Genomic DNA, 13,510 nt, shown 5'->3' with positions numbered 1-13,510 from the left:
GATCAGCTCTTCACCACCATCGTCATCATCGAGTGGAAGGCCTTGACGATCGCCGTGTTGAGCTCGAAGGAGCGGCGGACCTCACCGGCTTTCATCAACTCCTGTTCGAGAACCACGGTGTTCTTCGAGGGCATGATCGCGCCGTCAGGGTCCTCGGGCTTGACGTTGAAGCCGGCATTGGCCCTTTCGGCGCCAAGGTGGCCAGTCTGCGTGGCGGCAAGCGTCACCGCGGTCCGGTCGAGGACCTTTTCGAAGGGCTCGACGTCATTGGCGGTGTAGCCGGGCGTGTTGGCATTGGCGATGTTGGAGGCAATCGCCGACTGGCGCACGGCCAGCCATTGCGACTGCCGCGTGGCGAGATCGAAAAGATTTACGGGTTCCATGGGAATCTCCCGGGCAAGTACGCGCAAGACTAGGCGGCCAGTCTTGCGTGGACCTTGCGCGGGGTGGGCTTGCGCCCTGGAGCCGTATGATTTCAGGTCTATGGACCTGAAATCTGAATCCGCTTCTAAATCAACGAATAGAGCACGACGTCGTCCGAAAACCGCTTCACACTTTTCGGCATCATGCTCTAGCGGCTACTTCGAGAGCTGGATCACCTTATCGGCGCTGGTGACGATCACCCATTTGCCGCCGCGCTGCTCGATCGAGGCGACGCGGCTGGAATCCGGCAGGACGGAGCCGCGCTGGACGAGCCACAGACCGGTATCGTCCTCGATCATGGCGCGGCCATTGGCGACATGCACCATCTTGAATTCCGATACGGCGGCGGGGAAGGGCTGGTCCCCGGGCGGTGGCGCAGGGTCGTCCTCAACCGTTCCGGTAGCAAAGAGGTCGATATCGGCATTGGGAACGTCCTTGGCCGTCAGCGGCCCGCTGCGTTCGGCCACGACGCCGCCGCCCTCGCGCCCGGAGTTGCTGCCACTGCCGCCGAACTTGATGGCCTGAACGCCGAACTGTTCCTGGTTGAAGAAGATGTACCAGGGAAACAGCGCGCAGATCAGGCCGAGCGTGATGCCAAGCGCGGCAATGACGAAATCGCTGCGGCGGTCGGCGCTCTTGTCGGCCAGGCGCGGGAACTGGGTTTTCGGCGGCCCCGGCCACTCGGTGCGGGGGAAAAGGCCGTCGAGCAAGGAATCGCGGCTGGCCTGCGCGACATCGGCGGCCTCGGCGGTGATGCGCGCGGCCCTGTCCTTGGCAGTTCGGGCCGCGTCGGCCTCGGCCCTCTCGGCTGCCTCGGCAAGCATGTCGCGCAACATGCGCTCGGTGTATTGGAGCTCAGTCTCCTTGATCGCCATTCAGCTTCCCCTTGAGGTGGCGGGCGAGGTCGGCGAACGGATCGGCCGATGCGCGGTCTCTCGGCGATTGCGTGAGCGCCTCATAGATCAGTGGCACCTGGCGCACCGCGATGTCGAGCTCGGCATCGGCGCCGCTCTGGTAAGCGCCCAGCAGACGGATGTCGCGCGTGTCCTCGAAGCGCGCGATCATCGATTTCAGCCTGGTCACCAGCATGCGCTGCTCCGCGCTCCAAGCCTTGTCGGCGAGGCGCGAGATCGACGACAGCGGATTGACCGGCGGATAACGACCCTGCTCGGCAAGTGCGCGGTCGAGCACGACATGGCCGTCGAGGATGCCGCGCACCGAATCGGCGACCGGATCGTTATGGTCGTCGCCGTCGACCAGCACGGAAATGATGGCGGTGATCGAACCCTTGCCTTCGGCCCCCGGCCCGGCTCGCTCGAGCAGCTTCGGCAGGTCGGTGAACACCGAGGCCGGATAGCCGCGCGCGACCGGCGGCTCGCCGGTTCCCGTCGCCACCTCACGCAGCGCATGGGCGAAGCGGGTGATGGAATCCAGCACCAGCAGCACGCGATGGCCCTGGTCGCGGAAATGCTCTGCCACGCACATGGCGGTGTCGGGCGCGCGCCGGCGCATCATGGCGCTTTCATCGCTGGTGGCGACGACGGCGACGGTCTTGGCCATGCTCTGGGCGCCGATCGTATCCTCGAGGAATTCGCGCACCTCGCGGCCGCGCTCGCCGATCAGCGCCACGACCACCGTATCGAAGGCCTCGGCGCCGGCCAGCATCGCAAGCAGCGTCGACTTGCCGACGCCGGAGCCGGCGAAGATGCCGAGCCGCTGGCCGAAGCAGAGCGGCGTGAAGATGTCTATGACCCTGACGCCGGTGAGGAAGCCGGTGCCGACGCGCTGACGTGCCAAGGCGCCGGGTGTCGCCCCGTCCGCAGCACCGGCGGCATTCGGCCTGATCAGCGGCGGTCCGCCGTCTATGACCCGCGTCAAGGCATCGATGGCGCGCCCGCGCCAGGAGACATGCGGTGCGACCGCGAGCGGGCCGCGGCGGAAAACGACGTCGCCGATGCCGGCGTCGGCGCTGCGTTCGAAAGGCGCGACCACCACCTCGTCGCTGCCGATCTTGACGATCTCGCCGCGGCGTGCGCCGGCCTTGCCGCGCTGCTCGACGATGTCGCCGAGCCTGGCAATCCCGGACAGGCCGCGGACCTTGTAATGCGTCGGCGATATCTCGGCGACGCGGCCGCCGCGTGAAAGCAGCGCCTGCGGATCGTCGAACCGCCGCCAGACGCGTTCGAGCGCGGCCAGCCTGTCGGTCCGTTCGGTGGCCGCCGGGCTGTCGGAAGCGCGCAACAGGGACGAGCCGGTCGTCATGCCGTCACTTCGAGCCGAGCGTCTTGATCGCGTCGTCGGTGGAGGAATCGGCCTGCCGCATCAGCGCCGCCGTGTTCTCGAAAGCGCGCTGCACCTGGATCAGCCGAGTCATTTCCAGCACCGGGTTGACGTTCGACTCTTCCAGAAACCCTTGGGCGATACCGACGTCCGAGCGGTCGGTGACGGGTTCGGGCGTGCGCGCCGGAACGACACCCGAATTGCCATAGCGGACGAAATTCTCGCCGGGGTCGAAATTGTAGAGGCCGATCGCGCCGACCAGTTGATCGTTCTGTCTGAGCGAGCCGTCGGCGCCTGCCTTGGGCGGGCCGTTGCGCGGATCGAGCTGGATCGGGGCGCCGCCGCCGTCCAGGACGGGGTAGCCTTCGATCGACATCAATTCGCCGTTCTCGTTCATGGAGAAGCGGCCGTCGCGCGTCATCACCGTGCCGGCGGGCGTCTCGATGGCGAACCAGGCGTCGCCCTGGACGGCGAAGTCGAACGGGTTGCCGGTTTCGGTCAGCGCGCCATGCGCGCCGGAAAGATAGGTCTTGCCGGAGGAGGCGAAGGAAACCGACTTCGGCCCGGTACCCGAAACCATATCCTCGAATTTCACGCCGGTGGCGCGAAAGCCGATGGTCGAGGCGTTGGCGACGTTGTCGGCGATGGTGTCGAGACGGCGCTCGAGCGCGATCTGCGAGGAAAGGGCGACGTAAAGACTGTCCTGCATGATCTTCTCAGAACTTCAACTGCTGCATGGCCATCATCAAATCGGTGGATATGCCGACACTGGTCGGTTGCGCGAAGAGCACGCTGACCGACGTCACCGCCGTCGAAGTGGGATGGTTGATCTCGTACATGCTGGTGAAGCGGGTCAGGAATTTGCTGAGCTTGTCGGGGTCGGTGAAGTCCTTGATGTCGAGCTTCTGCTCGAACAGCTGCGCCTGCTTGTCGACGTCGGCGGTAGCGAAGGAATCGGGCAGGCCGAGCGCGGTCCGCGCCACGCTGGCCAAAGCGGTGTCGGCCAGCACGTCGTACCAGCTGGTGATGTCCGGCGCCTTGCGCTGGAAATAGAGCGCCAGCCGCACGCCCTCGTTGGTCTGGCCGGCGTCCTCTTCCAAGGTCTGGCGCAGGTATTTGTCGACGGTCGGCTGCTGCGCCGGCACATAGGTGGTGGCATTTGCGCCGTACTGCTCGAAGTTGAGGGCCGCAGCCAGCCCGGCATAGGCCTTGTTGGTCTGCTTGTTGGCGACGCTGTCCGGATCGCGCACGCCGCCCCCAAGGACCTGCTTGATCAGGTCCTTGTCTTCGGTCGCGGAGTCGAGACCGAAGGCGGCCAGCGCGTAGGTGTAGAGCCGGTCGTTCGACATCAGGTCGTCGACCGATTTCACCTTGGTGATGTTGGCGAGATAATATGTCGTCTCGCCCTTCACATAGTCCGAATCCGGGTCGAGACCGGCGATCTCAGCCTGCATTACGTAGTTCTTCGTGACCGGCTGCTGCGCCGGATTGTAGACCGTCGCATCGGCGCCATCCGCCGCGAAGTTGAACGCGCGGACGAATTGGGCGTAGCGCTTGTCGGTCAGCTTGTTGGCGAAGCTGTCGGGATTGGAGACGCCTTCCTTCAGCGCCTTGACCATAAAGGCCTTGGCATAGTCCATGTTCTCCAGCCCGTAGGCCTTCATGGCGTATTTGAACAGGCGGTCGTTGTTGACGAAATCGTCGATCGATTTCACCTTGGTGATGTTGGCCAGATAGTATTGGGTATCGCGATCGACCTTCGGCTGCTGCTCGATGCGGGCGATAGACTTAGGGATGTCTTTGGCGATCAACTGGTAGCTGATGTAGGTGCTAAGCAAAGGGCATGCCTCCGGCCGAAGCTATCCCCGCACAATAGCGTCACTTCCTTGCGCGAAGCTGAATCGCGTTCGCTGCCTCGATTCAAGCCTCACACAAGGCACGGGGACTATCCCTGATCCACGATGTGACATGCGGAAGGACCTGTCGTGGGCATTCTGATCGGACTTGTGGTGACGCTCGGCTGCGTTCTCGGCGGCTTCATGGCCATGGGCGGCCATCTGCATGTGCTGCTGCAGCCGTGGGAAGCGGTGGTGATCTGCGGCGCGGCGCTCGGCACCTTTCTCGTCGCCAATCCGATGAAGACGGTCAAGGATACCGGCAAGGGCATTCTCGAAGCCTTCAAACAGGCGGTGCCGAAGGAGCGCGACTACCTCGAGACGCTGGGCGTCCTGCACAGCCTGATGCGCGAGCTGCGCTCGAAGTCGCGCAGCGAGGTCGAGGCGCATATCGACAATCCGGAGGAGTCGGCCATCTTCCAGGCCTTTCCGACCGTGCTGAAGAACCACGACCTGACCCATTTCATCTGCGACTACTGCCGCATCATCATCATCGGCAACGCCCGCTCGCATGAGATCGAGGCGCTGATGGACGAGGAGATCCAGACGATCCGTACCGACAAGCTGAAGGCCTACCACGCGATGGTCGCGGTCGGCGACGGCCTGCCGGCGCTGGGCATCGTCGCGGCCGTGCTCGGCGTGGTGAAGGCGATGGGCGCGCTGGACCAGTCGCCGGAGATCCTCGGCGGCCTGATCGGCGCGGCACTCGTCGGAACCTTCCTCGGCATCTTTCTGTCCTATGCGGTGGTCGGTCCGGTCGCCACCAAGATCAAGACTGTGCGCGAAAAGAAGAACCGCCTCTACATCATCGTCAAACAGACGCTGCTTGCGTATATGAATGGCGCCCTGCCGCAGGTGGCGATCGAATTCGGCCGCAAAACCATATCCTCCTACGAGCGTCCGACGATCGATGCCGTCGAGCAGAGCACAATGAACACCGGCAGCGCCGAGAAGAAGGCGGCCTGAGCATGCAGCAGCGCAGACAGGGCCGCCTGCCGTCATGACAAGTCCGGGCAGTCCTTCGCAAACCCGGGAGTTGATCATCGAGCGGCTCGTCGGCGACAGCGGCGAGGCGGCGCAGGTGATCGGCGTCGGCCGCGGCATGGCCGAGCGGGCGCTGCCGTTGCTGCAGAAGGCGCTTGTCGCAGAACTCGGCGCGGCGGTGACCGTCGATCTGCAAGTGGTAGAGGTCGGCCGCGTTCCAGAGGCGCGTTCGCGCGCCGGCGATGCCTTCGCGCTGACCATCGTGTCTTCGCCGGCCTCGGCCGACGCCATGACGCTGGTGATGGATGCGCATGCGGTGGCCGTGATGGTGAGCGCGCTGTTCGGCGGCGATCCCGACCAGCCGGTGGCGCCGATCGAGCGCGACCTGTCGCAGATCGAGGCCGATATCGCGACCATGGTGTTCCAGGAGGTCGCGGCGGCGCTCAACGGATCCGGCAAGCGCTCGCTCGAGCTGCGCCTGCCGGTGCCAAAGGCGACGTCGGGCGGCGAAGCGAGGCGGCGCGTGCTGCGCGACGGCGCCGCGGTCCGCATCGTGTTCGGTGTCTCCACGCCGACTGATACCGGCACCATCACGGTGATGGTTCCGCAACGCGTCCTTCTGTCTACGCGCGGCGCCACCGCCAGAACCGAAGAAGGCGAAGCCAGTGAATTCGACTGGCGGGCCCGCTTCTCCGAAGAGGTCATGCGCTCGACCGTCCGGCTCGAAGCGACGATGCCGCTCGCCCGGCTGACGCTCGGCGACCTCGCTGCGTTCGAGCCCGGCCAGGTGATCGAATTGGAGGAGAACGCTCAACTGAACGCCAGGCTCAGCGCCCGCGACAAGACACTGTTTGTCTGCGAGTTCGGCAAACTGGGGCAGAACTACACCGTCCGCGTCAGCCATCCGCACGATACCGGACAGGATTTCATCGACGGACTGATGCCGGGCTGACGCCAGGCACGGGATTCATGGAGACGACAGATGGCAAAAACCAAGGTGGAAGCCGAACCCGATCAGCCCGACGAGCAGCTCGACCGCGCCATCGAGGAACTGCGCGGCGTGCTGCGGGAAGAGGAGAGGCGTCCGGACGCCACTCTTCAGTCGAGCGCCAATTCCTCCATCATCATGACCATTCCGGTCGACGTGCAGATTATCCTCGGCAGCACGGAGATGCCGGTGTCGGAGCTGATGGCGCTGCAGAAGGGTTCCACGGTCGCGCTCAATCGCCGTATCGGCGAGCCGGTCGACGTCGTGGTCAACGGCCGCAAGATCGCGCGCGGCGAGATCACGGTGCTGGAAAGCGATCCGACGCGCTTCGGCATCCGGCTTACCGAGATCATCGCGGCGACGAAGAGCGCCTGACAATGGTCGGCGGGCGGACCAATCGGCAGCGAGGGCAACACGCATGACGACGGCATTGGCGCTGACACGTCCGCAAAAGGCGGCAGCCATATTGGTGGCCATGGGCAAGCCCGCGGCCAGCCGCCTGCTTAAATTCTTCAAGCAGGACGAGCTGAAGGCGCTGATCGAGGGCGCGCGTCTCTTACGCACCATTCCGCAGGCCGATCTGGAGCGCATCGTTGCCGAGTTCGAAGCCGAATTCACCGAGGGCGCCGGCCTGCTCGACTCAGCCGACCGGATGGATACGATCCTGAACGAATCGTTGTCGCCCGAGGAGATGAGCGCCATCATGGGCGAGAGGAAGTTCGAGCCGGTCCCGGAAGGACCGCCGCCGATATGGCCGGACCTCGAGAAGCTCGAGCCGTCGCGGCTCGGCAGCTTCCTTGCCGGCGAGCATCCGCAGACGTCGGCCATGGTGCTGTCGAAGCTTGCGCCACAGACGGCCGCCAACGTGCTGCTGACGATCGAAAAGCCGATGCGCAGCCAGATCATCAAGCGCATGGTGACGATGGCCAACATCCCGGATGTGGCGTCCAGGATCGTCGAGAACCAGCTGCGCGCGAGCGTGCTGTCGCAGAAGGCCAGCCGGGACACCACGGCCGGCCAGGAGCGCGTCGCCAGCATGCTCAACGAAATGGCGAAGCCCGAACTGGACGAACTCATGCATGACCTGGAGCAAGCCGGCACGCCCGATCTCGCCGGCGTCAAGTCGCGGCTGTTCGCCTTCGACGATCTGCCGCTGCTGCCGCAGAAGGCCCGCGTCCTGCTGTTCGACGGGCTGTCGACCGAACTGGTCACGCTGGCGCTGCGCGGCGCGGCACCGGAGCTCTCCGAATCGGCGCTGTCGGCGATCGGCGCGCGTTCCCGCCGCATGATCGAATCCGAACTCGGACAGGGATCGGAAGGCATTGCGCTTGCCGACATCATGGCGGCGCGCAAGAGAATATCGGTCGCCGCCATCCGGCTGTCGCGCGAAGGAGCTTTCGAGCTACCCTCGACGCAGACCGCCACCGCCGAAGCCGCCTGACGATAACCACCCGGTCAGAGCGCCATGGCTGAAGCGGCCGACAAGGATTCCAAAACCGAGGAAGCCACAGAAAAGAAGGTCCGCGACACGATCGAACAGGGCAAGCTGCCCCATTCGCGTGAGACCGCGATCTTTGCCTCCTTCCTCGCCATACTGGTTTTCGCCGTTTTCTACGCCAAGGACGCGATCGTCGATCTCGGCATGTTCCTGTCGACGTTCCTGGAAAAGCCGGAAGCGTGGCCGATGGATACCGAGACCGACGCCATCTCGCTCTACAAGCAGGTGATGACCGAGATCGGCCGCGCCGTCGTCAGCCTGCTGGTGCTCTTGACGGTTGCCGGCATCGGCGCCTCGGTCTTCCAGAACATGCCGCAAATCGTCGGCGAGCGGATCAGGCCGCAGCTGTCGCGCATCTCGATCACCAAGGGATGGACCCGGATGTTCGGCATGCAGGGGTGGGTCGAGTTCCTGAAGTCGCTGGCCAAGCTCGGCTTTGCCATCGCGGTGCTGAGCTTCACGCTCTCGGAAGATCATCGCAAGCTGCTTGCCGGCATGATCACCAATCCGGTCTCGTTCGGCCTCGTCATCCGGGGCATCTTCGTCGACATCCTCGTTGCGATCGTCTTCGCCATGGGGCTGATCGCGGTGGTCGACATCGTCTGGTCGCGCTTCCACTGGCGACGCGACCTGCGGATGACCAAGCAGGAGGTCAAGGACGAGTTGAAGCAGTCGGAAGGTGACCCGATCGTCAAGTCGCGGCTGCGCTCGCTGGCGCGCGACCGGGCGCGCAGACGCATGATGACGGCCGTGCCGCGCGCGACGCTGGTGATCGCCAACCCGACGCACTATTCGATCGCGCTGAAATATGTGCGTGAGGAGGATTCCGCGCCGATCGTGCTGGCCAAGGGGCAGGATTTGGTGGCGCTCAAGATCCGCGAGATCGCCAGGGAGAACAACATTCCGATCTTCGAGGATGTCGCGCTCGCGCGCTCCATGTACAAGCAAGTTTCGGTTGATAGCGTGATCCCGTCGCAATTCTACCAGGCGGTCGCCGAGTTGGTGCGGATCGTCTACTCGAAGAAGGCCGCGCGCAAAGCAACCCAATGAACGGACGCCGCTAATCCATGGACCGGCAACCACACGCCAACTCCCGCGAGCTGATCGTCGCCAGCGCCATCGAGGCCGTGGTGGGCGAATTGAGGCTCATCGACGTTGCCGACTATATCGCCTTCATCCGGCTCGAGCATCTCGCCTGTCTGTCGGACCTCGTGGATTCGGCGGTCGAGCTTTACTTCCGGCCGGGGACGCTGCGGCTCGGCCATGGCGCAGAGGCGCAGGTCGATTGGAGCGGCAGCCCGCGCATCGTGCTCGATCTGGAGTTGCGGCCGCGCGGCGTGACCGTCTATTTCCAGCTCACGCTGACCGAGCGCGAGGCATCCGTGGTGGTCAACTACGTGTCATTCGAGAAGCCTGGCGAGACGCCGGAGCACAACACGGCCCTGCTCGAGGACGCGATCGAAGAGGCTCGTATCCGCAGGACCGAGACGCTGGCATTCCCCTGACGATTGATTGCAGCGAGCCGACCTTAAGCGCGTCGCGATCTTCCAGATTCGCTCCCTGCGCTTTAGGCTTTTGATTTGCGCATGTCTTTGCCCCGAAACCGGTTCCCACTTTCGGGAGACATGCTTTAGCCGCGGCACGTTTAGCGCCGCAGGCGTGACGTCACTCGATCAGGCCAAGCCGCAAAGCCTTGGCGACGGCCTGGTTGCGGTTGACCGCGTTGAGCTTCTGCGTCGACTGGGTGAGATACTGGTTGGCGGTATGCACCGACAGCTTGAGGAGCTTGGCGATCTCCTCACTGGTGTTGCCGTTGGCGGTCAGTTTCAGGCATTCGAGCTCGCGCTTAGAGATCGAGCGCATCCGGCCGGTGTCGCCGGGGCGGATGCGCGCGACGGCCGCGAAGAGATCGAAGGAGCGGGCGTGGATCTCGCAAAGCGTGTCGTCGGACAGCGCGATCTCCGCGCCCAGGAAGACGACCAGCCCGCATTGCCCGCGATCGGCATGCACCGGAAAGGCGATACCGTTGGTGCCGGGCGCCAGCGGCGCGGTCGGCTCGGCCCAGGCGAGCGATTGAAATGCCTGCCGCGATCCTGCGGCGCCGTCGTCGGCCCACCAGCGCGGCGCCGTCGAGAGGCGGCTGTGGCGCACCATATCCTCGCCATTGGCGCCGGCGATGAACTTGGTCGCGACCGCGGTGCCGGGATAGTCGGAATCGAAACACGCGACCAGTCGCGCGCGCTCGGGCGAGGGGCTGACGAAATAGAGGCCGAAGGCCGAGGCATTGATATCGACGGCGATCCAGCGGCAGCGGCGCACGGCATCGGGAATGGTGACGGCGTGGTGGGTCTCCGAGCCGAGCGAGAAGGCGCCGAAGGGATTGTGCTGATCGTTGAAGAGGGCGGCTGCCGCCTCTTTGACCTGTGCGTGCTTCAAATGATGCCGCTCCTGATCGCCGTCGCGATCGCCATCGCGCGGTTGCTGGCCGCGAACTTCTGGATGGCGTGCGTGATGTAGCTGTTGACGGTGTTTGACGAGACGCCGAGGATGACGGCCACCTCATCGGTGGTCTTGCCTTCCGAGACCCAGAACAGGCATTCGCGCTCGCGGTCCGACAGCGGATCCTGCATGGATGCCGCCGCGATCAGCTGCGGAATGCTGGAAAGCGCATAGCAGCACTTGATCTGCGCCTTCATCAGGGCGGCCAGGTCGATCCTGCCCGCCTCGGCGGCCGAGAACAGCACGAACAGGCGCTGCCGGCCGACATTGAGCCGCAGCGAATAGATTTCGGCGTGGCCAAGCACGTCGAGCAGGCGGGCTTCCTCGCCGGTCAGCAATGCGCCGGCGTCGGGCGCGTGCGCGGCCACCAACGGCTTCGGGCGTACGCCCGGCGCTACGGTCAAGGGACCCAGCGCCAAATTGGCAATCAGCCTTTTGCCGATCAGCTCTATGGCGTCGAAGATCCAGTTCGAGGAGACGATGCGCGCATCGTTGCGGTCCTGGTCGTGCACGATGGCGACCAGCATGTAGCTGTCGGCGCCGATATCGGCGGCAAGCTGCATAAAGAAACTGGTGAGATCGCCGCGGGACGCCAGGCGCGAGCCTGAAGCGTCGGGTTGGAGAAGCGCGGCGGGACTGCTCATTTCAATTCTTGGATTCTTGCCGGAATCGATCCTTGTGCCCGGTGCTGGCAAAACCAACAGCCGGACCCGAAACGCGTCACGTTTACGAAGACACACTCACGGGCGCGAACGGCGCCCAACCGCGCCGAATCCTTCTAGGGAACGTGAAACCGTCAGCGTCTGGTACCGGCCTGGTGCCGGAACTTGAGACTTTGCGTGGTCGCCGCGCCCCCCGTGGACCGGCTGATTCGGGTCTAATCTACCCGCAGATGAATCCGACATCAAACGCGATTTGACAAAATCGAATCCGATGGACTCGCATTGCGACTCAGCAGCCGGTCTTCGCGTTATTTGGCGATGGTTCAAAGCTGAATTGAGCGATGATTTCGAGGCGAGGTCGTAAAATACGCCCCCGGTTGCATCCGGGAGCGTATGGCCTTGAACAGGAGATGGCTTAGCGATCCTCGAAGCCGGTCAGCACGCCGACGGCGTTGATGCCGATCTCTTCAACGGCGTAGCCGCCTTCCATGACGAACAAGGTCGGCAGGCCGAGCTTGGCGATGCGGCGACCGATCTTGGGATAGTCGACGCTCTTCAGCTTGAACTGGCTGATCGGGTCCTTCTCGAAAGTGTCGACGCCGAGCGAGACGATGACGACATCGGGCGCGTAGGCCGTGATCTTGGCGCAGGCGTCCTCCAGCGAAGCGCTCCAGCCGTCCCAATCGGTGCCGAAAGGCATCGGATAATTGATGTTGAAACCTTCGCCGTCGCCTTCGCCGCGCTCGTCGGCATGGCCGAGGAAGAACGGGTACTCGACCATCGGGTCGCCATGCAGGTTGAGCACCTGGACGTCGCCGCGGCGATAGAAGATCTCCTGCGTGCCGTTGCCGTGATGGTAGTCGACATCGAGGATCGAAACGCGTTTGGCGCCCTTGTCGCGGAACCATTGCGCGACGACGGCGGCGTTGTTGATGAAGCAATAGCCGCCCATGAAGGCGGCGCCGGCGTGATGGCCGGGCGGGCGGCAAAGCGCGAAGGCGGTGCGCTCGCCGTCCTTGACCAGGGCGGCGGCGGTCAGCGCGACGTCATAGGAGGACTTGATCGCCGCCCAGGTGCCCTCCACGAAGGTGGCGCCGGCGTCAAAGGAGTAATAGCCGAGCAAGGCATCGATGCGCTTCGGCGGCACATCGCCGCGCAGGCCGCGCGTCGGCCAGGTGAAACCCATGGCCGATCCCGTGAAGCCGGCGGCGATCCATTCCGGCCATACCGTCGGCAGGAAATCGATGTAGGCGGCTTCATGCACACGTTTCGCGGCGGCGAGGTCATGCTCGACCGGTCCGATGATCGGGCCGAGTTTCTCGCTCTCCACCCGCGCCTTGATGAATTCGGCCCGCGACGGCTTCTCGAAACCCGGCACGATGGCCGACGTGACCAGTTCCATCTGGCCCGAATGGCCGGCATGAAGAGGCGAATAGACAGTTTTCATGGGAACTCCCCTGGAAGTGCGAAATCGGTTGGAAGTGCGAAATCACTCGAGATTGAGATGAGGGCTCACCAGAGCGAGCCACATGGCTTCCACATCGTCCTCGATGAGGTCGTATGTCCTGCGGTCCCTCTTCAGCCCGACAAGCCGGCAGACATGGCCGACTTCCATCATCAGCACGCCGAGCCGGCTGGCGACCTTGTCTTCGAGAGCCGGATTCACATGCTGCAGCCACGCGGCGTAAAGGGCGATGATGTCTTTGTCATATTCGTCCTGGATCGGCCTCAGGTCGGCGTTGCCGGATATGGCCTCGATCACCGGCATCAGCATGGCGTTGTCGAGATAGAGCCTGGATGTGTCGATGAAGAGCTTGCGCACTTCGCGCCGAAACTCGTCACGGTTGGTAGGCCGAGGGGCGTTGATGCGCTTCTGGATCACCTGAGGAAAAGACGACAGCCAGCGCCGGGCCAGGTCCAGAAGAATAGCTTCCTTGTTGGGAAAGTATTGATAAACCGAACCGACCGACAGGCCCGCGCGCTGCGCGATGGCGAGCGTCGTCGGCGTTCTGGTTCCTTGCTCCCGCGTCAGGATCAGGGCCGCATCGAGAATCCTGTCGACCACCTTGCTTGACCGTTGCTGCCGCGGCTGCTTGCGCGGTTCGAGCGCTATTCTGGTCTTGCGGTCGAGACTGCGCTTCACTGCTCGTCGCCCCCCGTTCCCCGCTCGGCCCCATCATCGGCGCGCGGTGCAGTCCACTATACATTCCAAATTCCGGCTGTTGACAAACGCGAATAAACAGTCGCATTCTTTATCCACGCTGTCTTCAACGATAACAAG

Annotated in this window: 15 protein-coding genes; 6 read left to right on the top strand and 9 right to left on the bottom strand. The window is 64.0% G+C overall.

The features are described 5' to 3' along the window. Nucleotides 1-2: 2 nt before the first annotated feature. The 5 genes from flgB to LB528_RS03825 form a co-directional block, all read right to left on the bottom strand. Nucleotides 3-383, bottom strand: a complete 381-nt coding sequence (flgB, locus tag LB528_RS03845) for a flagellar basal body rod protein FlgB (RefSeq protein ID WP_140542872.1) — start codon at nt 381-383, stop codon at nt 3-5. Between the two features lie 195 nt (nt 384-578). Then, nucleotides 579-1,298, bottom strand: coding sequence for a hypothetical protein (locus LB528_RS03840; RefSeq protein ID WP_224713902.1), 720 nt, complete (start codon nt 1,296-1,298; stop codon nt 579-581). Next, complete coding sequence (gene fliI / locus LB528_RS03835; RefSeq protein ID WP_224713901.1) at nt 1,279-2,685, bottom strand: flagellar protein export ATPase FliI; 1,407 nt, start codon at nt 2,683-2,685, stop codon at nt 1,279-1,281. Before fliI ends, LB528_RS03840 begins: the two co-directional genes overlap by 20 nt. 4 nt (nt 2,686-2,689) lie before the next feature. After that, nucleotides 2,690-3,412, bottom strand: a complete 723-nt coding sequence (gene flgF / locus LB528_RS03830; protein WP_224713900.1) for a flagellar basal-body rod protein FlgF — start codon at nt 3,410-3,412, stop codon at nt 2,690-2,692. Nucleotides 3,413-3,419: 7 nt separating this feature from the next. Then, nucleotides 3,420-4,541, bottom strand: coding sequence for a DUF1217 domain-containing protein (locus LB528_RS03825; RefSeq protein WP_224713899.1), 1,122 nt, complete (start codon nt 4,539-4,541; stop codon nt 3,420-3,422). Between the two features lie 147 nt (nt 4,542-4,688). On the opposite strand from LB528_RS03825, the gene motA reads away from it, so the two are divergent. Genes motA through LB528_RS03795 form a run of 6 tightly spaced genes read left to right on the top strand, consistent with a single transcriptional unit; the run spans nt 4,689 to nt 9,573 of the window. Then, nucleotides 4,689-5,564: a flagellar motor stator protein MotA gene (gene motA, locus LB528_RS03820; RefSeq protein ID WP_224543321.1), complete on the top strand. Its 876-nt coding sequence runs from the start codon at nt 4,689-4,691 to the stop codon at nt 5,562-5,564. Nucleotides 5,565-5,598: 34 nt separating this feature from the next. Next, entirely contained in the window at nt 5,599-6,534 is a 936-nt protein-coding gene (locus LB528_RS03815; protein WP_224713898.1) for a FliM/FliN family flagellar motor switch protein, read from the top strand. A gap of 30 nt (nt 6,535-6,564) precedes the next feature. Beyond that, nucleotides 6,565-6,945, top strand: a complete 381-nt coding sequence (gene fliN / locus LB528_RS03810) for a flagellar motor switch protein FliN (RefSeq protein ID WP_224713897.1) — start codon at nt 6,565-6,567, stop codon at nt 6,943-6,945. 43 nt (nt 6,946-6,988) lie between these two features. Beyond that, nucleotides 6,989-8,011, top strand: a complete 1,023-nt coding sequence (locus LB528_RS03805; protein WP_224713896.1) for a flagellar motor switch protein FliG — start codon at nt 6,989-6,991, stop codon at nt 8,009-8,011. A gap of 24 nt (nt 8,012-8,035) precedes the next feature. Next, nucleotides 8,036-9,118: a flagellar biosynthesis protein FlhB gene (flhB, locus tag LB528_RS03800; protein WP_224713895.1), complete on the top strand. Its 1,083-nt coding sequence runs from the start codon at nt 8,036-8,038 to the stop codon at nt 9,116-9,118. A gap of 17 nt (nt 9,119-9,135) precedes the next feature. After that, nucleotides 9,136-9,573, top strand: coding sequence for a hypothetical protein (locus LB528_RS03795; protein WP_224713894.1), 438 nt, complete (start codon nt 9,136-9,138; stop codon nt 9,571-9,573). A 160-nt stretch (nt 9,574-9,733) separates the two neighbouring features. Here the strand turns inward: LB528_RS03795 and LB528_RS03790 are convergent, their stop codons facing one another. The 4 genes from LB528_RS03790 to LB528_RS03775 form a co-directional block, all read right to left on the bottom strand. Continuing rightward, a complete protein-coding gene (locus tag LB528_RS03790) occupies nt 9,734-10,504 on the bottom strand; it encodes a helix-turn-helix transcriptional regulator (RefSeq protein WP_224713893.1) in 771 nt (256 codons plus the stop codon). Next, the gene (locus tag LB528_RS03785) at nt 10,501-11,211 is read right to left on the bottom strand and encodes a helix-turn-helix transcriptional regulator (protein WP_224514423.1); all 711 of its coding nucleotides are present in this window, start codon (nt 11,209-11,211) and stop codon (nt 10,501-10,503) included. Before LB528_RS03785 ends, LB528_RS03790 begins: the two co-directional genes overlap by 4 nt. A 433-nt stretch (nt 11,212-11,644) precedes the next feature. Further along, complete coding sequence (locus LB528_RS03780; RefSeq protein WP_224713892.1) at nt 11,645-12,676, bottom strand: histone deacetylase family protein; 1,032 nt, start codon at nt 12,674-12,676, stop codon at nt 11,645-11,647. A 42-nt stretch (nt 12,677-12,718) separates the two neighbouring features. Then, nucleotides 12,719-13,372, bottom strand: coding sequence for a TetR/AcrR family transcriptional regulator (locus tag LB528_RS03775; RefSeq protein WP_224713891.1), 654 nt, complete (start codon nt 13,370-13,372; stop codon nt 12,719-12,721). Nucleotides 13,373-13,510: the final 138 nt, after the last annotated feature.

The sequence above is a fragment of the Mesorhizobium sp. CA4 genome, assembly GCF_020165075.1.
In the GTDB taxonomy this organism is placed as follows: domain Bacteria; phylum Pseudomonadota; class Alphaproteobacteria; order Rhizobiales; family Rhizobiaceae; genus Mesorhizobium.
The sequence above is the reverse complement of the archived record's forward strand: the minus strand, read 5'-3'. Positions and strand labels throughout refer to the sequence as shown.